A 22994-nucleotide genomic window follows, 5' to 3' on the forward strand; every position below is an offset into this window, starting at 1 on the left:
AGGGTATGAGCGTGGCTGCGGAAAATAAGGAGAAAGCGGCAGAGGCCGGTATTCCCCACTGGCTTTTCGGTGACCAGCTCGGCCCCCATTTCGTCGATCCCGCGCGCGGCGGCCCGCACCGGGACGCGCCGCTCCTGATGATCGAGGCCCGCAGTGTCTTCCGGCGACGGCGCTTCCATCGCGCCAAGGCCCACCTCATCCTCTCGGCGATGCGCCACCGGGCCGCCGAGCTCGGTGACCGCGTGCGGTACGTCAAGGCGGACACCTACCGGGAGGGCCTGCGCCGGGCGGTGGGGGAGGACACCCCGGTGACCGTCCACCATCCGACGTCCCACGCGGCCCGCGCCTTCGTGGACGCGCTGCCCTCCGTACGCGTCCTGCCCGCGCGCGGTTTCCTCGTGACGCACGACGAGTTCAAGACCTGGGCGGACGGCCGTGGCACGAAGCAGCTCCGGCAGGAGGACTTCTACCGCTGGGTTCGTCAGACGCACGACCTGCTGATGGAGGGTGACCGTCCCGTCGGCGGGAAGTGGAACCTGGACCACGACAACCGGGAGCCCCCGCCGAAAGGCGCCGCGGACCTGGGCGTTCCGGCGCCGTATCACCCTCGCGAGAGTGACATCGACGCCGAAGTGCGGGCCGACCTCGACCGCTGGGCGCGCGACGGGGACGTCGAGTTCGTCGGCGAGGACGGGCCGCGCCAGTTCCCCGCAACGCGCCGCGAGGCACTCGCCGCACTCCGCCGCTTCGTCGAACACCGGCTCGCCACCTTCGGGGCGTACGAGGACGCGGTACTGGCCGAAGACAAGACGATGAGCCACAGCCTGCTCTCCTCGTCGCTCAACCTGGGCCTGCTCGACCCCGCCGAATGCGTCGAACGGGCCGAGGCGCGCTGGCGGTCGGGTGACGTGCCGCTCAACAGCGCCGAAGGCTTCGTACGGCAGATCGCGGGCTGGCGCGAGTTCGTCTGGCACGTCTACTGGTACTTCGGCACCAAGTACCGGACGAGCAACACCCTGCGCCATCGCGCGCCGCTGCCCGACTGGTTCACGGAACTGTCCCCGGACGGCACCGACGCGAACTGCCTGACCCACGTACTGGAGCAGGTGCGCGAGACGGGCTGGACGCACCACATTCCGCGCCTGATGATCCTGGGCAGCTTCGCCCTGCAGCGGGGGTGGGAGCCCGAGGCCGTCACCGACTGGTTCCACCGAAGCTTCGTCGACGGCTACGACTGGGTCATGGTGCCGAACGTGGTGGGCATGTCGCAGTACGCGGACGGGGGGCGCATGACCACCAAGCCCTACACCTCCGGAGGCGCGTACATCGACCGTATGAGCGACCTGTGCGGGCCCTGCCGGTACAAGCCCTCCGTACGGGTCGGCGAGGACGCCTGCCCCTTCACCGCCGGGTACTGGAATCTGCTGCACCGACACCGCGACCGGTTCGAGCACAACGCGCGGATGTCCCGGGCGGTACGGGGCCTTGACCGCCTCCGCGATCTCGATGAGCTGCTCGAGCAGGAGCGCGACCGCCGGGACTGAGGACTGCGCACTCAGCATTGAGGGCTGAGACCCTTGGGCCGGGCAGGACAAGAACACTGGGGAGAGGAACAGCACGTGGGGCAGCCGGGAGGCGAGCCTGAGCAGCAAGCGCTCTTCGGGTGGGCGGACACCCCGCCGGCGACTGAGACGCCGCAGCCGTTCCGCGACAGTCCGCAGGCCCGCCGCATGCTCGACGTACGCGAGGTCTACGCCGAGCCCGCCGCGCTCGACTCCCCGCGCGGCCGGCAGATCATGGCCCGGCTGCCGGACGCGCGCGTGACCGAGGTCGCCAGTCACTGGAACATCCCCGCCCTGCACGGCAACGACGGCAACATCGGCCGGTGGGTCCGCATCAAGACGGAGACGCTCGTCCTCGGGGTCAAGCACACTCTCGCGACCCGCCCCAACGGAAGGTCCGCCGACTGGATCGCGCCCGGCCCCTCCAACGGCTGCGCGATGGCCTGCGCGTACTGCTACGTCCCCCGCCGCAAGGGCTTCGCCAACCCCATCACGCTGTTCACCAACATCGAGGCGATCGTGGCCCACGTACGGCGCCACGTACGGGCTCAGGGCCCCAAGACCGAACCCAACCAGTGCGACCCCAAGGCGTGGGTCTACGACATCGGCGAGAACGGTGACTGCTCCGTCGACGCGCTGGTCTGCGACAACACGGCCGATCTCATCGCCGCGTTCCGTGGCCTGCCGACCGCGAAGGCTTCCTTCGCGACCAAGTTCGTCAACCCCGATCTGCTCGCGCTCGACCCGCAGGGGCGTACCCGGGTGCGCTTCTCCGTCATGCCGCCCGACGACGCCCGCCTCCTCGACATCCGCACCAGTCCGGTCGACGAACGCATCGCCGCAGCAGCCGACTTCCTCGACGCCGGATACGAGGTCCACTTCAACCTCTCGCCCGTCGTGCTCCGCCCGGGATGGCAGCGGGACTGGGCCGACCTGCTCACCCACCTCGACGACGTCCTGCCCGCCCGCGTGAAGGAGCAGGCGGCGGCCGAGGTCATCATGCTGACCCACAACCAGGCGCTCCACGAGGTCAACCTGGGCTGGCACCCCCGCGCCGAGGACGTGCTGTGGCAGCCGGAGGCCCAGGAGACCAAGCGCTCGCAGAACGGCGCCCTCAATGTGCGCTACTCGCGGGAGATCAAGCAGCAGTCCCTGACGCGCATCCAGCACATCCTCGCGGCCCACGCGCCGTGGCTGCGTGTCCGGTACGCCTTCTGAGTACGCAGGTGTGGATGGCCGGGGTCACGGCCGCCACGGAGCCTTGTGGGCGCCACGTCACAGGAGGAGGGTGCGACAGGAATGACCCCGGCGAGCGGGATACCTGTTCCCGCGGGAGGGACCGCCCCGATGACAGCCGACTCCCGCGATCCCGCGCCGCGGAGCACCAGCATCGTCGACCTGCTCCTGAACACCGACACCCTCGACGGCTTCCTGCACGCCCTGGCGGTGACGGCGATGACGCACGCGCCCAAGGCCGACGGCTGCGGGATCACCCTGCTGAGCGAGGGACGGTTCCTGACCGTGTCCAGCGTGGGAGCCAACGCCCCCGCCCTGGACGAGCGGCAGTACGGCCTCGACCGGGGCCCCTGCCTGGAGGCCCTGCGCACCGGCGAGGAGATCGGCATCGTCGACATGACGGACGAGCGGCGCTGGGCCCCCTACGCCGCGCACGCCATGGCCTGCGGAGCCCGCTCCTCCCTGTCGCTCCCCATCGCCGCACGCACCGACACCGCAGGCGCCCTCAACCTCTACTCACCCCGGCCGCACGGCTTCGACCACATCGACCTGGCCGCCCTGCGCGGCCTCGCTGCGCAGGCGCTGCACCACCGCGGGATCATCGACCAGGCCATCGGCGTCGTCATCGCCCAGCAGGGCTGTTCCGCCAGGCAGGCGTTCGCGGTCCTGCGCCATGCCTCCCAGCACCGCAACGTCAAACTCCGCGACCTGTGCGTAGACCTGATCGCCCGCCTCACCGGCGAGGCGCCGCCCGACCCGCCGGGGCTGCGACCGCGCCCGCACTGACGACCGCGGGGGCCCTTGTCCCGCGCAACGATGCCGTTCGATGCCTGTTCCGATCATGCGAGACGAAGTCCTATCCTCGGCAGAGGAGTCAGGACGACACTCCCTGCGGGCCAGCAGGAGCCGCATCACCGACGAGGCGGCTCCCGCCAGAGCCCTTCGTGGTGGGAAATCCCGCATCTCACCATGGAGGGCACTGCGCGAGGAAGCGACGAGGGGGAGCCTCGTTCCTCGCGCCCGGGCGGCCGTCGCCACCCAGTGCGCGGCGGCCGCCGTCAACCAGCCGCTCCGGTCGCGCAGTCACGACGTTACTCCGGCTTTCCTTCACCGTCCGCACACATGCGTAGTTGGTACGAACCGTTGCACCCTGTTGGTTTCCGCCTCACCGGGCGGGCAGCGCCTTCAGCTGGTCGGCACGTGTGTCTGCGATACGGGCGGCCAGACGTCGGACCTCGCTGCTGCCGGCGGCGCGGGCGGCGGAGCGCGAGACGCGTTGCGAGTGGCCGAGGTGGTCGCGGAGCTCCTTGAGCACGAACCGGTCGAAGGCGGCGCCGGTCAGCCGACGGCCCCGGGCGAGGTCGCTCTCGGTGACCATGCCGGGCATGTCGTGGCCCTCGTGCACATTGGTGTCGGGCAGGCCCACGCGGTGCAACAGCGGTCGTAACGTGCTGAGTTCGGAGCGGTGCTCCTTGGCGAGACCGGACGCCCAGGTCGCCGTGCCCGGCGCGGAACCGCCGCGCTCTGCGGCGAGGTCCAGCAGTTCCTCGGCCTGATCGTCCATCGGGATCAGCAGCTGTATCCAGCCGGTGTCGGTGGCGGTGGCACCGGGGAGCGAGGGCTCTGCCGTCACGGACGGCGCGGACGTCACGGACGGCCCGGACGGCGTCGAGCATCCGGTCAGCAGCAAGCAGAGGGAGAGGGACAGGGACAGCACGAGCGCGGGTGCCGGCTTCATGAGGGCTTCCGGGGAGGGGCCCATGCCCGGCCGGAGGGGAGTCCGGCCGGGCACGGGGCGTGAAGGGGTCGCAGTGCTGCGGAACCGGAGGCACGGGTCAGGAAGGACGCCCGTCGGCACCGCACTTGATGATGGGGTTGATGCAGTCACGTACCCGGCGCTTCATCTCGTCCTCGGGCCATACGTTGATGAAGTCGCCGTGCATCGTGTACCCCGCCCCCGAGGCGAGCCGCAGGTCCGCGGGGTTGCCGTTGACGGGGTAGCGCAGGACCTGGCGGAGCTTGGGGACCGGAACCGGGTGGGTGCCGGGGCAGGCTCCGTTGACCGGGTAGGACATGTGGCTCTTGTGGTCCGCGGAGTCGAGGTCCTTGCCGTTCCAGCACTGCGGGAAGTCGAGGTAGGACTCCAGCATCGATCCCGCCGGGCAGTTGACGAAGTCGTGCGAGGAGCCGACCTCGCCGTGGTGCAGGCAGGACCAGCGGGAGATGGTGTTGTCGTTCGGCCCCGTCGCCTTGGCGTTGCCGGCCACGATGCGCAGGCCGCGGGGGATGGGCTGCGTCTTGGCGATGATGTCGTCCCTGACGCCCTCGCCGAGGTAGTAGAAGGTGGTGCCGGTCGGCTCGACCGGGGTGTTGCCCTTGTACAGGGTCGGCACCCAGTAGGCGGAGAGATCGGTGTCCGGCGAGCAGGTGCTCGCGGAGCCGTTCAGGCTGCCCAGGGTGGAGTGGGCGTTGGTCGACTTGTTGCCGAAGAAGCTGTGCATGTGAGAGGCGCCGGGCAGCCCGGGGAAGATGATCGGGTCGTCGGGCGCGCGGTGATTGGCGGGGCACTCGGCCAGGAACTCCGCCACGCGCACCACGTCTGCCTTCGGGGGAGTCGCCGCCTGCGCGCCGCTCTCGGGGAGCGTCACGCCGAGGAGGGGTAATGCCAGGGCCAACAGGGCGACGGGCAGGGGCAGTCGGCGTCGGCGGTGGGAGCGGGGTGGTTCCGGCTTCGGGGGAGCGGGGTGTCCGGACATGGGGACTCCGATCGGTTCGGTGTGGGTGTGCGGAACGTGCGTGTGAGGGGGGGTGACGGTAAGAGGGGGACTCAAGTGGCCCGGGGCTCCGGGGCTCGGCAGCCCCGGAGTCCCAAGGCCGCTAGCCCTTCTGCTCGACCCGCACCCAGTCGACCTCCGCCTTGACCCCGCCGGCGGCGACCTTGTCGACGCTGGACTGCGGCAGGCCCCAGTACGGCTGGGTGACCTTGTTCCAGCCGGCCGGGTAGGCGCCGCCCAGGGCGAGGTTGAGGATGACGTACTGGTTGTGGTCGAAGACCCACTCGCCGCGGGTCGACTCCAGCTTGTTGCGCGACGTCTCCTGGACGATGCGGTCGTCGACGTAGAAGCGCATGCCCGTCGGTGTCCACTCCACCGCGTACGTGTGCCACTGGTCGGCGGTGCCGCCGCCCGGATAGGTCTGGCGGGCGCCGATGTTGCCGTCCGCCGAGTAGCCGGGGCCGTGCAGGGCCGAGCTCGTCCAGTCCCCGTAGCCGATGTTCTCCATGATGTCGGTCTCGCCGGACGCGGGCCACGAGACGTTCGGGTCGTCGACGTCGCTGCCCAGCATCCAGAACGCGGGCCAGAACCCGTCGCCGACCGGCAGCTTCATACGGGCGCTGACCTTGCCGTACGTGAAGTCGAACTTGGTGTTGGTGTCGATGCGGCCGGAGGTGAAGTCATAGGTGCCGCCGCCCGCGACCGTGCAGTTGTCGCAGTACTTGGCCTCCAGGGACAGACTTCCGTTCTGCGTACGGATGTTGTTCGTCGAGTCGACGTACGCCTGCGACTCGCCGTTGACCGACCCCATTTCCTGACCGGTCCTGACGACCCGCCACTTGGAGCGGTCCAGGCTCGCGCCGGTGAAGTCGTCGAAGAACGTCGTACGGTACGACCCCGACTGGTCGCCCGGCAGGACCGGATACGCGGCGGACGCGCTGCCGCCCGTGCCCCACACCTGGAACTCGTAGAGCGAGTAGCCGAATTGGGCGGTGGACGGAGCCGGGTTGTAGAAGGACCGGCGTTCCTTGCCGAGCATCCGTACGTAGCGGCCGGTCGCGGGCTGCGAGAGCTTCACGCTGTCGTGCAGACCCACCGCGTCGCCGGGCGACTTGACGTTGGCCCGCCGTGCGGCGACCTCCGAGGCGGAGGGCTTGTGCACCGTGCGCCAGTTCTGGTTGTCGTCGGAGACCTGGAGCTCGTAGTCGACCGCGTAGGCCGCCTCCCAGTACAGGTCCACGGTGTCGATGGTCGAGCGTGCGCCCAGGTCGACCGAGACCCATCGGTTGGCGTTCCAGTCGCTGGACCAGCGGGTCTGATCGGCCTTGAGGTCGGCGGGCCAGCCGCCGTCGGTCACGAAGGACGGCGAATTGCCCGCGTGCTGATAGCGGTTGGAGTAGGCGGGATGGTTCAGGGCGAGGTTCGAGCGGGTCGTCGAGGCCGGGGCGGGGGCGCCGCCGTAGACCTTGAAGGCGTGCAGCGAGTAGCCCCAGGGGGTGGCGCGCTCGACGCCCCGCATCCGCACGTAGCGGCCCGTCACCTCCTGGGGGTAGGTGTGGGCGGTGACGGAGCCGCCCGTGCCTGCCGTCTCGGTGTAGAAGGGGGTCCAGTCGGTGCCGTTCTTCGACACTTCCAGGACGTACTTCTTGCCGTAGGCGGCTTCCCAGTCCAGTACAACGCGATCGACGCGCAGGGTGGTGCCGAGATCGAGGCGTATCCACGCGTCGTCGGCGAACTGGCTGGACCAGCGGGTCGATGCGTTGCCGTCGAAGGCGGCACCGGGACCCGCGCTGCCCGCCTCGTTGCCGGACGCGGTCGCCGATGCCGGGTTCGCGGCGTACGCCTCGGCCGCGCGGTCGGTGTCCCAGGCCGCGGCGGCCACGGCGCCGGGATTGTCGCTGGGCGCGGCGGAGGCGAGGCCGGTGAGCAGGGTCAGGACGCAGGCCGTCGCCAGCGCGACGACGGGGGTGAGCCTGAGGGTGCGTCTCTCTCTTCGGGAAGTCTCTCTTCGGGAGGTGCCGGAGTGCATGCTGCTCTCCTTGCGGGTGGGTGAACTGGCCGGTGAGGGAGGTTGCTTCAGGGGTACTGGACCACCTGGGACGGCACCGTGTCGGAGCCCGACGTGGGGTTGCCCGTCGAGTTGATGACGTGCGCGTATTGGCCCTTGCCGCCGAGCGAGACGACGAGCAGGTGGTGGAACTTCACACCTGACTTGTTCGGCGCCTGGAAGCCGTGCTCCTGCACGATGGACGGGGCGACGTTGTAGTAGCAGTAGCTGCCGAGGCCCCAGCCCTCGTGCGTGTTGACGGAGTCGGCGACCTTGTACGCGGCGTAGCCCCGGATGCTGCCGTTCTGGATGGCGGCCTGGTTGGGCGCGTCGTACGCCTTCTCGTTCTGGTAGAAGATCGTGCGCCCGCGCTCGCCGTTCCACTGCACGTCGTACTTGTTGAAGTGCTCCACGAACAGGCCGGTGGCCAGGACGTCGGCGCCGTTCACGACCACGCCGTAGTCGGCCCGGTTGGTCTCCCAGCCGACGCCTTCGCCGTGGTCGGCCCGCCAGACCCAGGTGTGGTCGACGATGGTGTGGCGGGTGTTGACGACCATGCTGGTGGTGGCCTTGCCCGCGCCCGCACCGCCGATGCGGATGAACACGTCCTGGACGGTGGTCGGGTTGCCGACGTGCGAGCCGCTCGCGCCCGACGGGCCGACCTCGACGAGCGTCTTGGAGTTCTGCGGCCCGGCGTCGACGAGGAACCCGGCGAGGCGGATTCCGTCCACGTCGGCGGTCTTCACCGCGGTCACGCCGTTGTCCGGTATGAGGGTGGCGTAGCCGATGCCGAGGACGACGCTGTTGGCCTTCTTGACCTCGATCGCCCGGTCGAGGTGGTAGATGCCGGGGGTGAGCAGGAGGTGGAGTCCGCGGTCGAGCGCGGCGTTCAGGGTGGCCGCGCTGTCGCCCTCCTTGGCGACGTAGAAGGCGGAGAGGGAGAGGGACTGGCCCTGCGGGGTGCCGCGGCCCCAGCTGGTGCCGCGGGCGTTGGTGCGCAGGGCGGGCAGGAAGACCTTGTACTCGCCGCCGTCGAGGTAGAGGAAGGGCTTCTCGCGGGAGTACGGGGTGTTGTTCAGGGTGGTGTAAGGCGGGTTCGGGAAGGTGTCGCCGGGCGCGCCCTCGACGCCGGAGAAGACCATGTTCCACACCGCGTTCAGCCAGCCGCCGATCGAGCTGTCGCGGGTGTACCACTGCTGCTGGGAGTACGGCTGGACGGTGCCGTCGATCCGGCTGTCGGCGATGTAGCCGCCGCTGGCCCAGCCGTAGCCGTTGGGCGCGAGGTTCAGGTCGCCGCGCACGTGCATACGGCGGAACGGGGCGGCCTGGGACACCGCCCAGCGGTTGCCGCCGCTGACCGGGGAGAGGGAGAGGTTCTCCGCCGAACGCCAGAAGTTCTGCGTGGCGTTGCCGTTGAACCAGCCCGCGTCGACGGTGACATCCCCGTTGAAGTGCGTGTCGTCGGGGGACAGGCCAAGGCCCATGATCGAGGTGTAGAAGCCGATCTGGGCGTTGAGGCCGCCGTACGTGCCGGGCTTGAACAGCAGGGCGTAGCGGGCCTTGCCGAACTGCGCCGACTCCTGCTTCTTGAAGACCTCGTCCAGCTTCGCCTGGATGCCCCCGGTGGAGGGGTCGAAGATGATGACGTTCGGTCCGAAGTCAGGAGCGGCGGCGTTGGCGGGCTGCGGGCCGCGGGCGGCGGGGGCCTGCACCGGGGGCGCGTCGGGGGCGGCGACCGCGTGGGAGGCGAGCATCCCGGTGGCCGGAACCGCCAGGGCCGCGGCGAGGGCGGTGCGGCGGGAGAGGGTGGACCTGGCGTCGGGCGTGGGCGTGTGCTCAGACATGGCGAGTCTTCCTGTCGGCAGGGGGTTCTGTGCGCCGGGGGGTCGGCGGCGGGGGTTGCTGGTGGGGGTTGGTGGTGGGGACCGGTGGTGGGGGGTGGCGCCGCTCCGGGGTGGGTGGGCAGAGCGGTGCCAGGGGTGTTCGGTTTGAGTTCAGAACATGAACGTTGATCGCTGAGAGAGCGCTCTCTCGCGTTGGATAGTTGTGTCTGCGACAAGAAGCGTCAAGGGGGTGCGCACGATGTCGCGCTGACTCGGTGGAGAGAAGTCAACTAGGTGCCCGTGTGCGCAAGTTGGCGCCAATAGCTCGTACGTGAGGGAAATGTCCGCCGGTGCCGCGGTGCGGGCCGACGAGGCTTGTCAGCACCGGAGTTGAGGCCCCATCAGGGGTTGAATCCTGAACCTCCGCCCGCGTGATTGCTATAAAGACACCGTGACTCCCGATGCCCTGCGCCCCGCCCGCCCGGTGACCTTGGAGGACGTGGCCCGGACGGCGGGGGTGTCACGCGCCACCGTCTCCCGGGTCGTGAACGGCGCGCCCACCGTCGACCCGGAGCTGCGCCGCAAGGTGCAGGAGGCCGTCGAGGCCACCGGATACGTGCCCAACCAGGCGGCCCGCTCCCTGGTGACCCAGCGGACCGACTCCATCGCCCTGGTGGTGTCCGAGCGGGAGCGGCGGCCGGTCGCGGCTCCCTTCGTGGGCCGGATGTTCACCGATCCGCACTTCGGCCGTGTGGTCGGCGGGCTCCTGGACGTGCTGCGCCCGGCCGGGGTGCAGATGGTCCTGATGCTGGTGGACGACGACACCTCGCGCCGGCAGCTGCTCTCGTATCTGCGCCAGGGGCATGTGGACGGCACGGTGCTTGTCTCCTCGCACGCCTCCGATCCGCTGCCCCGGCTGCTCGCGGAGACGGGGCTGCCCGCCGTGCTCGCCGGGCGCCCGGCGGGGACGGTGCCGTTGCCGTACGTGGAGGTGGACCAGCGGGCGGGGGCGCGGATGGCTGTCGACCGGCTCGTCTCCGGGGGGCGCCGCAGGATCGGCACCATCGCGGGCCCGCAGGACATGCCCGCCGCCCGGGAGCGCCTCGAAGGCTTCCGGGACGCGCTGGCCGCGCACGGCGTCACCGGGGCGCCTTGGGCGGAGGCGGACTTCACGCGGGTGGGCGGCGCCGAAGCGATGCGGCGGCTGCTCGCCGAAGACCCCGACCTGGACGGTGTGTTCGTCGCCTCGGACCTGATGGCGCAGGGTGCGCTGCAGACGCTGCTGCGGGCGGGCAGGCGGCTGCCGCGGGACGTGGCGGTGGTCGGCTTCGACGACAGCGAGGCCGCTCTGTCCTGCGAGCCCGCGCTGACCACGGTCCGGCAGCCGGTGGAGGAGATGGCCGCCGAGATGGCCCGCCTGCTCATCGGGCGGATCAAACAGCCGGGCGACGCACCGCTGTCGATGGTGTTCCGCCCGACGCTGGTGGAGCGGGCGTCGGCGTGATGCCGTCCGGCTGAGCGGCCCTCCGCGCCCCCTCAGGACAGGAACGCCACCAGCGTCACCGTCGTCCCGCTCTCGGAGACCGTGACCTCGCAGCGGTCCGTGAGGGCCTGGGCCAGCCACAGGCCCCGGCCGTTCTCGGCCTCGTCCGCCTCGGGGAGGGTGGCCGGCTCGCATGGCTTCGGGAGGATCAGGCCCGGCCCGCTGTCCGTGATGGAGCAGCGCAGCCCCTCGTCCGTGAGCGCGAGGTGGATGCGGCCCTTGCCGCCGCCGTGCACGACGGCGTTGCTCGCGACCTCGTGCACGGCGAGCACGAAGTCGCTGAGCCGTGGTTCGCAGAGCCCCGCGTCCTCGGCGCGGCGGGTGACCAGGAAGCGGAGCCGCGCCAAGTCGGCCATGGTGAAGGGGTGTTCGATGAGAGTGGCCCTCCCCGGCGTCAGGGCGAGAGTGTCGTTGATGTGCTCCCGGTGCAGTGCCGGGTCACCGCCGTTGTCGTCGTTGCCGATGCCGCGGTTGAGGATCACTGAACGGATCACTTCACCCTTCGCCCAGGACGAGTTGAGGTACTTCGGCGGCTCCGCAGAGCCGTAACGCTTTGTCCTGCGCGGGTGGGCAGCGGACTGCGAGGAGGTGGTCATGGGGAAGCCTCCTCGCGAGTCGCACCAGCGTCGACGCGCCGTGTATGTCCAGGAAGCACAGCTCGGACAGGTCGAGCACGTGCGGTCGGCCGGGGCCTGCCAGGGCGTGCGCGAGCGCCGAGTCGAACTCCTCGCGCGTCGCGAGGTCGACGTCCCCGGCTATCCGCAGCTCGGCGCCGCACCGTGTGATCTCCAGCGCGCCGAGGTGCCGCAGGACCCGTTTGGGATGCGCGTGGTGGATCCGGTCCAGGACGCCCTCGTCGAACTTCCGCAGGTCGTACTCGCAGACGGCGGTGAACCCGATCTTGGCGAAGAGCGGCGAGAGGCCCGCCTCGTACGCGACCAGGAGATCGTGGTCGACGCCCGGTTCGGCGGCCCAGCCCATGTCGCCGACGATCCGGAGGCCCGAGAAGCCCCCGTGCCGGGCCTTGTCGGTCAACTCCACCCACATCTGGGCTCTTTCGTCCGGGTCGAAGCCGGTGGCCGGGGCGTAGCCGGGGACCTCGTCGACCACGACGAGGCGTCCGTCCATGAGCGCGGGGCCCATGCGGAAGCCGCCGGCACTCAGCTGCTCGGCCGCGATCGCGGGAGTGGTCCCCCGGTCGGTGAAGAAGATGACTTGCTCGCCGCGCGAGAGGCCGATGTCGGCGTACGCGGCACGGAGTTCCCAGCGGGATTCGTCGTCGCTGAATCCGAGGCATGCGTGATCCCCGGAATTCATACGGGTGACGGAGACCGTCCTGGTCACAGAACTGGCGTCCATGGGGCAGACCCTAGGGGTGGCGCGAGGCGGCACGGCGCCCGTGATCACTGTTGACTGAAGTCGTTCCAAACGCTGGACAACTCGATAGTTCGTTACGGCGAGCGATCGGTGAAGGTGATGATCCCCGTATGGTTTCGACTCCCCGCGGCTGACGCGAACATCCGCCGGCCGCGATCGTCCGTCACGTCGGCACGACCGTCGCTTCCGTCGCCTTCACGCTGGTCCACACCGGTGTGCCGTCCGTGAGGCCGAGTTCGGCGGCGGCCTGCGGGGTGATCTCGGCCACCAGGTCGGGGGCCTCGGGCGAGGTGATCAGGAGGCGCAGGCGGCTGCCGCTGGTGGTGATCTCGCGGATGGTGCCGGGCCAGACGTTGCGGGGGCTGCCGGTGGGCTTCTCGCGGTGCACGGACACCGCCTCCGGAGCGATGATCGCCAGGGCTTCGGTGCCGGGCGGGAGCGGGTCGGCGGTCACGAGGGTTCCCCCGCCGGGCAGGGCGAGGCCCTCGGGTCCCGCGGTGCCGGGCCAGGCGTTGCGGCCGAGCATCCTGGCCACCCACGGGGAGCGGGGGTGCCGCGTCACCTCGGCGGGCGTCTCGTCCTGGAGGGCGAGCCCTTGGTCCAGTACGAGAACACGGTCGGCGAGGGACACCGCCTCGACGGGGTCGTGGGTGACGATCAGGCAGACCCCGCCGAAGGTGTCGAGATGCGTACGCAGGGTGTGGCGCACGTGGGCCCGGGTCGTCTGGTCGAGCGCGGCGAGCGGCTCGTCGAGCAGGAGCAGCCGGGGCCGGGCCGCCAACGCCCTTGCCAGCGCGACACGTTGGGCCTGACCGCCGGACACCTGGGCCGGCCTGCGATGCGCCAGGTGACCGACGCCGAGCCGGTCGAGCCACTCCTGCGCGCGCCGCCGGGCCTCGGCGCGCGGCACGCCGAGCGCGCGCGGCCCGTACGCCGTGTTGGCGAGGGCGCTCATGTGCGGGAACAGGGCGCCGTCCTGCGGGACCCAGGCGACGTGGCGGCGGTGCGGCGGAAGCCCGGTGACGTCGGTGTCGCCGAGGCGGAGCTCGGCACGGGCGCGCGGGGTGAGGCCGAGGAGCGCGCGCAGCAAGGTCGTCTTGCCCGCGCCGTTGGGTCCGACGACGGCGATGGTGGTGCCCGGTTCGGCGTCCAGGACGAGCCGGTTGAAGCCGGTGACCTCGGCGTGCAGGGACCAGCGCTCCGTGGCGGGCGGCGCGGGCTCGGCCGTGCCGGACTCGGGCGCGCCGGTCTCTGGCCCGGCGGCCGGGGGAACGGTCGGGGGCGAGTCGTCCGGCACCTGTCCGGTCCGTTCGGTCCGTCCGGACCGCCGGCCGCCGGGAGTGCTCATCCAGCGCCCGCGCAGCGCGACGAGCACCGCCATGGCGATCGCGAGCAGCAGCAGCGACACGGACGTCGCGGCCTCGGGGGAGTCCTGGAGGAGCAGATACACCTGCAGGGGCAGGGTCTGGGTGCTGCCGGGGAGGTTGCCCGCGAAGGTGATGGTCGCGCCGAACTCACCCAGGGCGCGTGCCCAGGTCAGGGCGGCTCCGGCGATGAGCCCGGGGGCGACCATGGGCAGCGTGACCGTACAGAACACCCGTACCGGCGAGGCCCCCAGGGATGCCGCGGTCTCCTCGTAGCGGGGGCGGAGTCCGCCGAGCGCGCCTTCGAGGCTGATGACGAGGAACGGCATCGCGACGAAGGTCGCCGCGATCACCGCGCCCGACATGTGGAACGGCAGGGTGATCCCGAATGTGTCCTCGAGCCACGGGCCGAGCAGTCCGCGCCGCCCGAAGGCGAGCAGCAGGGCGACGCCGCCCACGGTGGGCGGAAGGACCATCGGCAGCAGGACGAGGGAACGTACGACCGCCTTGCCGGGAAAGTCGACGCGGGCGAGCAGCCAGGCGAGCGGCACCCCGAGCAGCAGGGACAGACCCAGCGCCCAGAAGGAGACGACGAGCGACAGCTTCAGCGCCTGTGTCGTTCCTTCGCTGGTCAGGTGGGCTCCGAGCGCACCCCATTCGGTACGGACGAGGATCCCGACCAGCGGCAGCATCAGGAACGCGATGGCGAGCAGTGCGGGGATCGCCAGGGCGATCGGGGTGCGGGGGCCGGAGGTGCGGCCGCGCAGGCGTTTCATCGTGGTTCCCGGGGGTGCGCTCGGTGCGGTGTGTCGCGAGGTGAGGGGGCGTCAGGGGGATACCGGGGGACGGCCCGGTGGCCCCGACCGGGGAGGCGGTCGGCCCCCTCACCTCGGCTGGTGCGGCCACGGCTGCTCGGAGCGGTGGCTACGGATGTGACTACGGATACCGCTGCGGACCCGGACAGGTCTACAGGCAGGGCTACGGCTTTTCGAAGCCCGCCTCCTTCAGGATCTTCTGCGCGGCGGGCGTGGACAGCCACTTCACGAACGCCGCCGAGGCCTCCGCGTGCTTCGACGTCTTCAGCGTGGCCGCGGGGTACTCGGCGATCGCGTTCTCGCCGTCGGGGATCTTGATCGCGTCGACCTTCCCGGTGGCCGTGGCGGCGTCCGTCTTGTAGACGAGCCCGGCGTCCGCCTCGCCCAGTTCGACCTTGCTCAGGACCGCACGGACGTTGGGCTCCTGCGAGACCGGCTTCACGTCGATCTTCTGGTCGTCCAGGATCTGCTTGCTGTAGCGGCCGACGGGTACCTCGGAAGCGGCGAGGACGACCTTCAGCTTGCTGTCGGAGAGGTCCTTCAGCTCGGCGACCTTCTTCGGGTTGCCCTCGCCCACCGCGATGACCAGGCGGTTCTTGGCGATCACGGACGGCGTCCCGGTGTCGGACTCCAGGCCGTCCATGGTCTTGGTGTCGGCGGTGACCAGGGCGTCGGCCGGGGCGCCCTGCTTGACCTGGGTGGCCAGCTCCTGGGAACCGGCGAAGGAGAAGGTGACCTTCGTCCCCGGGTTCTCCTTCTCGTACGCGGCGCCGGCCGTCTCGAACACGTCGGTGAGCGAGGAGGCGGCGAGCACCGTCAGATCGGCCTTCGGGGCGGAATCGCCCGCGGCCTTCTTGCCGCTGTCGCCCTTGTCGTCGTCGTTGCCGCAGGCGGCGAGCGGGACGAGCAGGGCAGCCGTGAGCACGGCGGCGGCGGTGCGGCGCCTGGCGGGGGTGAGCGCGTAGGACATGAGCGTGGAACTCCTTGGGGACGAGGCCGGCGGCGCGGTCCGGCCCTTGGTTGCGGACCCCGGGGTGCGGACCAGGGGGCAGATGCGGTCGATGTACACGCCGGCGGAGTTCACGCGGGCGGTCGCCCGCATGCCGGCCTCCGGACTGAGGGGCCGGCGCCGGGCAGACGCGCCGCCTGTCCGATCGTGTTGGACTGCATGCGCGACACGATAAGGCGCTTCACCTGGCATCTACAACATGTATAGGTGATTGTCCATGGCAGATGCCAGCCTCATTGGAGGAAAGCTCAAGAGGGGGTAGGGGCGCCTCCGGGGTGCACGGTCTTCTTCACCTGCGGCACCTGCTTCAGCGCGATGCCGAAGTGGGTGGCGTACGCGTCGAGCACGTCGGCGTCCGTGGCCAGTTCGGCGACGTGACGCTCGCCGGCCGTCGTCGTGGTGAGGGTGCGGCCGCTGAGCGTGATCCGGCCGGTCTCGGTGAGCAGTGAGCAGACCAGTGACTGCGTGAAGTGGGATCGGGGCGAGGTGCGGTGCCACCAGGCGCCGGAGACGAAGTCGCCGAGGGCGCGCGGGCGCCGGTCGGCCACGTACTGCAGCTTGCCGTCCCTGCTGACGTCCAGATCGCCCTCGGGGGTCTCGGCGATGCGGAAGGTGCCGCCCGGGTCCGACTGGTCGCCGCGCTCGCCGAAGGCCAGCGGGAAGTGGCTGTGGGTGCCGAAGCCGACGTCCGCGAGCCAGTCGCCCCCGTCGGAGGTGCGCACGCGCAACGCCAGGTGGTCGTAGGGGATTCCGGGGCGCCCGGAGGCGTCGTACACGCGGGCCTGCATCAGGGTGACCTCGAAGCCGAGGGCGGTGAGCAGCGCGGCGAAGGCTCCGTTGAGTTCGTAGCAGAAGCCGCCGCGGTGGGCGCCCGCCACCTTCGCGACCAAGGACTCGTCGGTGAGTTCGATGTCCTCGTCGAGGTGGATGGAGAGGTTCTCGAAGGGGACGGCGAGCAAGTGCGCGAGATGCAGATCGTGCAGGGCCCGCGTGGTGGGAGCGGCGGGGCGCTCGGCGCCGATGCGGCGCAGGTAGGCATCCGTCTGGTGAGCATCCATGGGCAGATTCTTGCGCGTCGCGCGTCTTGTGCGCCTGCCCGTCGCGGGGCGCTCCGCAGTTCGTGCTGACTTAGGTTAGGCTTAGCTAAGTTGATATTGTGATGTCTGGACCAGGAAGGAGGGGAACGATGCGGGTCCTCTTCGTTTGCGGATGACTGTGACCACGGGGGTGACCGCGGCCGAAGCGGCGCCCCGCCGACTCGCGGACCCGGCGCCCTGCGTCCGGCGCGCCGCCGCCCGGATCGCCGAAGTCCCGGACGCCTCCGAAGCCCCGGACGCCTCCGAAGCCGCGCGGGCCGGTGTCCTGGAGGAGTTCTGGGCGGACGCCGCACGCCGCGGCACCCCCCTGATCGAGGCCGTCGACGGTGAGCCCGGCCACCGTGACGTGACGTTCCTGTGGCGCGGCCACCGCGCCACCCGGCGCGTCCTGCTGCTCGCCGAGGGCATCGCGGACCGCACCGACCTCGCGGCGTCCCTGCTGAGCCCGCTGCCCGGCACCGACATCTGGCACCTCACCTACCGGCTGCGCGCCGACCACCGCGGCTCCTACCGCATGGCCGCCGACATCTCGCCCGGCGAACCGCCCGCGTCCGCCGCGCTCCTCCAGCAGCGACTGCTCTCCCTCTCCGCGTACGCCGCGCCCGACCCGCTCAACCCCCGTGTCGTGCAGGGCCGTTGGCCGAACCGCGCCGCCTCCGTCTTCGAGCTTCCGCGGGCGCCCGCGCGGCCGGGCGCCGAGCCGCTTGCCGGGGCGCCCCGGGGGAGGGTCGAACGGCACCGGCTGCCCGCGGGGGTGCTCGGCGCCGAGCGGGACGTGTGGGCGTACCTCCCGGCAGGCGGTCCGGCGGCCGGACTGCCGGTGCTCGTCCTGTGCGACGGCGACATGTGGTTCGGACGGCTCGCCTTCCAGGACGCGCTGGACGCCCTCATCGCCGACGGCGCCCTGCCGCCGCTCGCCGTCCTCGCCCCGGACGCCGTCGACAGGGCCACGCGCCGCCGGGAACTGGGCGAGCGCGAAAGCCACGTGCGGTTCCTCGCCGACGAGCTGCTGCCGTGGGCGGCGGGCCGCTGGCCCCTCACCACCGACCCCGCGCGCACAGTCGTCGCGGGCCAGGGCCTGGGCGCACTGGCCTCCCTGTACGCGGGTCTCCTGCGCCCGGAGCGCTTCGGCAACGTCCTGGCCCAGTCCGCGCCGCTCACCGAACCCGTGTCCGCGACCGTCTCCGCCGGCCTCTCACGCCTCGGCGGCGGTACGTCACGGCCCGTCACCGTGCGCCTCGGTGTCGGACTTCGCGAGGGCGGAGTTCTTGATCACCACCGCGATCTGTACGAGATGCTGCGCTCGCGCGGCTGTCCGGTGACCCTGGACGAGCACAACGGCGGCCACGACTGGGCCTGTTGGGGAGCCGGCCTGACCGAAGGGCTTGTGGGACTCCTGGGACACTGACCTGCCGGGCCTGGCACACTGGTTCGCCCGCCCCGTGTCGCTGTTGGGCCGAACGGGTGAGGTCGCGTAAGAATGAGCCAGTGCAGATATCGAGTGCGAGCCAGGACGGGGTGGAGCGTTGAACAGCCACGACGTCACAGATGAACAGTGGGAAGGGCTCGCCCAGGTCGTACCGCTGCGCAGCCGCAACGAATGGCCGTCGTGGCCCGGACACCGCGCGCTGCCCGACGCGGAGACCGAGGCGCGGCGGCGTTTTGTGGTGATGCGGGTGAACATCTTCGCGGACGCCCGCGAGGTCGCCGAGACGGTGATGGCGCAGATTCCGGTCCTGCTCGACCTGACCGGAGCCGAGACGGAAGTCGCCAAGCGCGTCCTGGACTTCAGCAGCGGCGTGGTCCTCGGCCTCGGCTGCGGGATGCACCGGGTCGACAAGAACGTCTTCCTGCTCGCGCCTCCCGGCACCGAGGTGCAGGGGCTGGTCGCGGCGGCGCAGTCGTAGGAGCTCTCGGGAGCCGGGCGCCAGGGAATCCCTGAGCCGAATCCCTCATCCGTAGGAAGGTCATCGGGGCGGAACGGTTCGCCAGATCCGTGGCCGCCTACCGTCCGGGCATGACTGTGCACCTGCCGGAGACGGTCGCCGAGCCGCCGCCGGGCCCGGGCCGGAGCCGCGTCACCGAACTGCGGCTCTCGGCTTTCGCCTCGCACCGGGGCGCCGTGATTCCGCTCGGGCCGCTGACGGTCGTCACGGGTCCGAGCGGCAGCGGCAAGTCCACCGCCCTCGCCGCGTACGGAGCGCTGGCGCGCCTCGGTGCGGGCGAGGAACTCATCGACGTCTTCGCCGACCCCGTGGCCTGCGTGCCCGACCGCGCACGGGCGGACGGGCAGCGCCGGCGCGGTTTCCGGATCGGCTGCACGGTTCAGGGCCCCGTCGGAGCGGTGCGGCTCGACGTCGCCGTGCAGGCCGAGCCCGAACTGCGGGTCGTGGGCGAGCGGCTGACCATGGGCGGGCTCATCCTCTTGGAGACGGCACTGCGTGATCCGGGGCGGCGTGCGGTGCAGGCGGCCTGGCACACGGCCGGTATGACGCCGGTGACGCGCGCACCGCTGCCGGACGACCGGCTCGGCACGGCGCTGCTTCCGCTGCGGGTGGCGGGCAAGACCGCGGGGCAGCGCCTGGTGCTCGCGGCGGCCGAGCAGGTGGTGGTCGCGCTGCGCTCGGTCTTCCCGTGCGCTCCCCGGCCCGGCGCCATGCGACTGCCCGTGCCTCCCGGACTGCTCGGCGCGGGACGCCTGTTGAGCGGCTGCGACAACCTCGCCGAGGTCCTTCTCCGTACGAGGGAGGAGTGCACGACCCGTCATGCGCGCCTGGTCGCCGCGGTGCGGGCGGGGTGTGCGGGCCCGGTCGCCGACGTGTTCGCGGAGGTGGCCGACGACGGGTCGGTCCAGGCCCTCATCGACAGGGGCGACGGGATCAGGTCACCCGTGGGACGGCTCGGCGACGGCGAGCTGAGGTACCTGGCGCTCGCCCTGGTGCTGCTCACCGGGCCCGGAGTGCTCGAAGTGGATCCGGCGAGCGAGGTGCCGGCGGCGTACCAGAACCTCACCGTGCTCGCCGACGGCCTCGATCACTTCCTGGACCTGCGGCAGAAGCGCGCCCTGGCCGAACTCGCGGCACGCACCTGCGAGCGCGGGCACATCCGCCTTGTCGGGACGGCGAGCGACGCGTCGTGGGCCGCCCTGGCGGGTGGCGCCGCGGTGGTAGACCTGGAGTCGTGACTGAACTTGATGTAGAGGGACTGCAGCGCAGGCTGGCCGAGTTCGCGGCGAAGCGGGACTGGGAGCAGTACCACACGCCCAAGAACCTGGCCGCCGCGCTCAGTGTGGAGGCGTCCGAACTGGTCGAGATCTTCCAGTGGTTGACGCCCGACGAATCGGCGCGCGTGATGGACGATCCCGGCTCGGCGCACCGGGTGACGGACGAGGTCGCCGACGTCCTCGCCTATCTCCTCCAGTTCTGCGAGGTCCTCGGCATCGACGCGCTGGCGGCGCTCGCCGCGAAGATCGACCGGAACGAACTGCGCTTTCCGGCGAAGTGAGTTCGCGGGCCGGCTGACGCGCCATTCATCTATGCACAGTCCCTAGATTCGTCACTCTCCGGAGTGGACAAGTTGTCCACAGTCGACAACTTGTCCACAGATTTCCGGGTTACTCTGGCTTTTCGCCCCGCTGGCCCTCACTGTGGGTAGTGGACAGAGGAGTTGAGGCGAACGTGCGGCGGTTGCGCACGGGACAGGTGGGGGTGCTCATGGAGGCGATGCGGCTCATCGAGGTGAGCAGACGCGCTCTGGCACGGAGCCAGGAGTCGTCGGACATCGTGACCGAGGTGTGGCAGTCCCAGACCCTCGCGCAGGCGATCGGCAGCCGTCTCGCGATCGCGGGCCCACCGGAGTTACGGGGCGAGGCACTGGGCCTGAGCGAAGTCAGCGGCAGAGGCTGCGGCGTCCTCGACGGCCAGGGCCTGGGCACCGAGGGGATACGGGCGGCGCGGCTGACAGGCATCAGCCAGGCGTACGACGTGCTGCAAGGGCTCGACGAACTGCTCGGCGAGGTGGGCATCGCGCTCGTCGGCGTGGCCATGGGCGCGGACGGCGAGGGGGCGTACTGGCAGTGCATGGAAGCGATCGACGCCGCCGACGAGTCGAGGGACCGTGTGCTCGAAATGCTGCGCAGGCTAGCGGTGCGCGAACAGAGCCTGCCGGAACCCGACTCGGCGGCGGGGTCGCCGTGAACCGGCGCTGTCACGCCGGCCGCGGACGGCCGGGCGGTGCAGATGCCGGGGGAGTGCCGGTGCCCTCAGAAGCGGGTGGGCTCGTCGCCGACGGGAGGACGAGCGGCAGGCGGCGCGGTGTCGCCCGCCGGCGTGGACTGCTGCAGATCCGCGTCGAGCTGAGTCAGATCCGCGTTGAGCGCGGCCATCAGCTCATCCATCTGCTGGAGCAGGTTGGGTGGTTCCTGCTGTGGCGCGGACGGTTCACGCGCGGCCCCCTGCTCGGGTACGGCTTCCTGCGACATGACGGCCTCCTCGGCCCTCGCCCTCCGAGTGGCGGAGGGCAGCTGATGCAAGCGACGCACCAGCAGCGGCCGCCGGCGCGGGTGCCGGGCGGTCCGGCTCCGCCCGAGCCAACGACCGCCCGCGGCGACGGGTCACTGGGGCGGTGCCGGACCGGATGCGGGGTTGACGGAATTTCACCCGGCCGGGGGCCGGTTGTGCCGCGGTCAGCTCAGCTGCGGCATGACCTGCGAGGAGATCAGCTCCAGGTGGTCCAGGTCGTCCAGGTCGAGGATCTGGAGGTACATGCGCTGCGAACCCACGGCCTGGTAGGCGGCGATCCGCTCGACGACCTCCGCGGGGGACCCGGCGAGACCGTTCGCCTTCAGGTCCTCCACCTCGCGCCCGATCGAGTCGGCGCGGCGCTTCACCTCCGCGTCCGTCTTGCCGACGCAGGCCACCAGGGCGTTGGAGTAGGTGAGGTCATCGGCCTTGCGGCCGTGCTCCTCGGCGGCGGCGCGCACCCGCTTGAACTGCTGCTCGGTATCGGAAAGAGAGGCAAAGGGAATGTTGAACTCGCTCGCGTAGCGGGCCGCGAGGGCGGGCGTCCGCTTGGCGCCGTGACCGCCGATGAGGACAGGCACCTTGGGCTGCGCGGGCTTGGGAAGGGCGGGGGAATCGGAGAGCTGGTAGTAGGTGCCGTCGTAGGAGAAGTGCTCGCCCACCGGGGTCTCCCACAGGCCCGTGACAATGGCGAGTTGCTCCTCCAGGCGCCCGAACTTCTCCTTCGGGAAGGGGATTCCGTACGCGGAGTGCTCCGCCTCGTACCACCCCGAGCCGAGGCCGAGCTCGATGCGGCCGCCCGACATCTGGTCGACCTGCGCGACCTGGATCGCGAGCACCCCGGGCAGCCGGAACGTCCCCGCGGTCATCAGGGTGCCGAGCCGGATCCGCTTGGTCTCACGGGCAAGCCCCGCGAGGGTGATCCAGGCGTCCGTGGGGCCGGGAAGGCCGTCGGAGGAACCCATCACGAGGTAGTGGTCGGAGCGGAAGAAGGCGCTGTAGCCGAGGTCCTCGGTGGCCTTGGCGACGCGCAGGAGCGTCTCGTAGGTCGCGCCCTGCTGCGGTTCGGTGAAGATTCGAAGGTCCATACAGCTATCTTGCCCGGACGCCGGATCCAGTTTCAGTCCCGCGCCGTCCGTGTTGCCGCCGCCCGGCGAAGAGATGTGCTGGGCCGCTCACCCCCGCGACGCGGGGGTCAGGAGGTTAGGCTTCGGCACTGGCTGTCCGGGCAAGGGGCCCGGAGATGGTGTGGGGGTTGGGGTCGAGATGGTCGCTGGCAGAGTTGTCCGGTTCGACGGCGCGCGGGGCTATGGGTTCATCGCCCCGGATCATGGTGGCGAAGACGTGTTCCTGCACGCCAACGATCTGCTGATCCCGGAGCCTTTGGTGCACACGGGGGCGCAGGTCGAGTTCGAGATCGAGGAGGGCGAGCGCGGACCCAAGGCGTCGTCCGTGCGTCTCCCCAAGGGGGCGCAGGCGCCGACGGCAGCGCCGTTCACGAGCAGGGCCCAGATGCCTCCGTCAATCCAGGCGGCCGCCGCGGGGTTCGACGACGGTGAGGAGCCCACCTGCGATGTGCTCAGCGTCGCGGAGTACTCGTTCGAGCTGACCGAGTTGCTGCTCAGCACCGCTCCGTGGATGACCGGCGAGCAGATCAAGCAGCTTCGCGAGCAACTGGTGCAGCACGGCAAGAGCCACGGCTGGGCGGAGGGCTGAGGGCAGGTCCTGGCCGGGGTTCAGAGGGACTCGGGGGGAGTGAAAACCCCTGAGTGTGCCAGAGGTGTTCGCTGTACGGTCTAGAGGCGCGCTGGAGCCGCAACCGTAAGT

The 22994-nt window shown here is 70.9% G+C and carries 21 protein-coding genes; 10 read left to right on the top strand and 11 right to left on the bottom strand.

All coding sequences use genetic code 11. The features are described 5' to 3' along the window. Positions 1–11 precede the first annotated feature (11 nt). From ACWFR3_RS09575 to ACWFR3_RS09585, 3 genes are all read left to right on the top strand, one after another. Entirely contained in the window at positions 12–1544 is a 1533-nt protein-coding gene (locus ACWFR3_RS09575; RefSeq protein ID WP_453733996.1) for a cryptochrome/photolyase family protein, read from the top strand. A gap of 75 nt (positions 1545–1619) precedes the next feature. Continuing rightward, entirely contained in the window at positions 1620–2780 is a 1161-nt protein-coding gene (locus ACWFR3_RS09580; protein WP_453733997.1) for a spore photoproduct lyase family protein, read from the top strand. Between the two features lie 129 nt (positions 2781–2909). Continuing rightward, positions 2910–3584 (top strand): GAF and ANTAR domain-containing protein, encoded by a 675-nt coding sequence (locus tag ACWFR3_RS09585; RefSeq protein WP_453733998.1) that lies wholly within the window; start codon positions 2910–2912, stop codon positions 3582–3584. A gap of 379 nt (positions 3585–3963) precedes the next feature. Here the strand turns inward: ACWFR3_RS09585 and ACWFR3_RS09590 are convergent, their stop codons facing one another. The 4 genes from ACWFR3_RS09590 to ACWFR3_RS09605 all read right to left on the bottom strand — a co-directional run bounded on the left by ACWFR3_RS09590 (position 3964) and on the right by ACWFR3_RS09605 (position 9463). Next, a complete protein-coding gene (locus tag ACWFR3_RS09590; RefSeq protein ID WP_453733999.1) occupies positions 3964–4536 on the bottom strand; it encodes a DUF305 domain-containing protein in 573 nt (190 codons plus the stop codon). A gap of 97 nt (positions 4537–4633) precedes the next feature. Then, the gene (locus ACWFR3_RS09595; RefSeq protein WP_453734000.1) at positions 4634–5554 is read right to left on the bottom strand and encodes a DUF1996 domain-containing protein; all 921 of its coding nucleotides are present in this window, start codon (positions 5552–5554) and stop codon (positions 4634–4636) included. Positions 5555–5675: 121 nt separating this feature from the next. After that, positions 5676–7601, bottom strand: a complete 1926-nt coding sequence (locus ACWFR3_RS09600) for a discoidin domain-containing protein (RefSeq protein WP_453734001.1) — start codon at positions 7599–7601, stop codon at positions 5676–5678. 47 nt (positions 7602–7648) lie between these two features. Continuing rightward, a complete protein-coding gene (locus tag ACWFR3_RS09605; RefSeq protein ID WP_453734002.1) occupies positions 7649–9463 on the bottom strand; it encodes a coagulation factor 5/8 type domain-containing protein in 1815 nt (604 codons plus the stop codon). A gap of 430 nt (positions 9464–9893) precedes the next feature. Here ACWFR3_RS09605 and ACWFR3_RS09610 point away from each other — a divergent pair, with 430 nt between their 5' ends. Continuing rightward, positions 9894–10946 (top strand): LacI family DNA-binding transcriptional regulator, encoded by a 1053-nt coding sequence (locus ACWFR3_RS09610; RefSeq protein WP_453734003.1) that lies wholly within the window; start codon positions 9894–9896, stop codon positions 10944–10946. 32 nt (positions 10947–10978) lie between these two features. On the opposite strand, the gene ACWFR3_RS09615 is transcribed toward ACWFR3_RS09610, so the two are convergent. The 5 genes from ACWFR3_RS09615 to ACWFR3_RS09635 all read right to left on the bottom strand — a co-directional run bounded on the left by ACWFR3_RS09615 (position 10979) and on the right by ACWFR3_RS09635 (position 16608). Continuing rightward, positions 10979–11479, bottom strand: a complete 501-nt coding sequence (locus ACWFR3_RS09615) for an ATP-binding protein (protein WP_453734004.1) — start codon at positions 11477–11479, stop codon at positions 10979–10981. A 1-nt stretch (position 11480) separates the two neighbouring features. Beyond that, on the bottom strand, positions 11481–12344 hold the full coding sequence (locus tag ACWFR3_RS09620) for an MEDS domain-containing protein (RefSeq protein ID WP_453734005.1): 864 nt from the start codon (positions 12342–12344) through the stop codon (positions 11481–11483). A 181-nt stretch (positions 12345–12525) separates the two neighbouring features. Next, positions 12526–14502 carry an ABC transporter permease gene (locus tag ACWFR3_RS09625; RefSeq protein ID WP_453734006.1) on the bottom strand — a complete coding sequence of 659 codons (1977 nt, stop codon included), beginning with the start codon at positions 14500–14502 and terminating at the stop codon, positions 12526–12528. Between the two features lie 202 nt (positions 14503–14704). Next, a complete protein-coding gene (modA, locus tag ACWFR3_RS09630) occupies positions 14705–15511 on the bottom strand; it encodes a molybdate ABC transporter substrate-binding protein (protein WP_453734007.1) in 807 nt (268 codons plus the stop codon). 287 nt (positions 15512–15798) lie between these two features. After that, on the bottom strand, positions 15799–16608 hold the full coding sequence (locus ACWFR3_RS09635; RefSeq protein WP_453734008.1) for an arylamine N-acetyltransferase family protein: 810 nt from the start codon (positions 16606–16608) through the stop codon (positions 15799–15801). A 151-nt stretch (positions 16609–16759) separates the two neighbouring features. Here ACWFR3_RS09635 and fes point away from each other — a divergent pair, with 151 nt between their 5' ends. The 5 genes from fes (at position 16760) to ACWFR3_RS09660 (ending at position 20843) form a co-directional block, all read left to right on the top strand. Beyond that, on the top strand, positions 16760–18055 hold the full coding sequence (fes, locus tag ACWFR3_RS09640; protein WP_453734009.1) for an enterochelin esterase: 1296 nt from the start codon (positions 16760–16762) through the stop codon (positions 18053–18055). Between the two features lie 118 nt (positions 18056–18173). Then, on the top strand, positions 18174–18554 hold the full coding sequence (locus tag ACWFR3_RS09645; RefSeq protein ID WP_361194972.1) for a cell division protein SepF: 381 nt from the start codon (positions 18174–18176) through the stop codon (positions 18552–18554). A 110-nt stretch (positions 18555–18664) separates the two neighbouring features. Further along, on the top strand, positions 18665–19831 hold the full coding sequence (locus ACWFR3_RS09650; protein ID WP_453734010.1) for an AAA family ATPase: 1167 nt from the start codon (positions 18665–18667) through the stop codon (positions 19829–19831). Continuing rightward, positions 19828–20151: a nucleotide pyrophosphohydrolase gene (locus ACWFR3_RS09655; RefSeq protein ID WP_453734011.1), complete on the top strand. Its 324-nt coding sequence runs from the start codon at positions 19828–19830 to the stop codon at positions 20149–20151. Before ACWFR3_RS09650 ends, ACWFR3_RS09655 begins: the two co-directional genes overlap by 4 nt. Before the next feature lie 209 nt (positions 20152–20360). Next, complete coding sequence (locus tag ACWFR3_RS09660) at positions 20361–20843, top strand: DUF6099 family protein (RefSeq protein WP_453734038.1); 483 nt, start codon at positions 20361–20363, stop codon at positions 20841–20843. A 65-nt stretch (positions 20844–20908) separates the two neighbouring features. Here ACWFR3_RS09660 and ACWFR3_RS09665 read toward each other — a convergent pair whose 3' ends face one another. Beyond that, entirely contained in the window at positions 20909–21127 is a 219-nt protein-coding gene (locus ACWFR3_RS09665) for a hypothetical protein (RefSeq protein ID WP_453734012.1), read from the bottom strand. Positions 21128–21331: 204 nt separating this feature from the next. Continuing rightward, entirely contained in the window at positions 21332–22255 is a 924-nt protein-coding gene (locus tag ACWFR3_RS09670) for an LLM class F420-dependent oxidoreductase (RefSeq protein WP_453734013.1), read from the bottom strand. Between the two features lie 178 nt (positions 22256–22433). On the opposite strand from ACWFR3_RS09670, the gene ACWFR3_RS09675 reads away from it, so the two are divergent. Beyond that, positions 22434–22883: a cold-shock protein gene (locus ACWFR3_RS09675; RefSeq protein WP_453734014.1), complete on the top strand. Its 450-nt coding sequence runs from the start codon at positions 22434–22436 to the stop codon at positions 22881–22883. Positions 22884–22994: the final 111 nt, after the last annotated feature.

The organism is Streptomyces sp. NPDC055189, assembly GCF_053606765.1.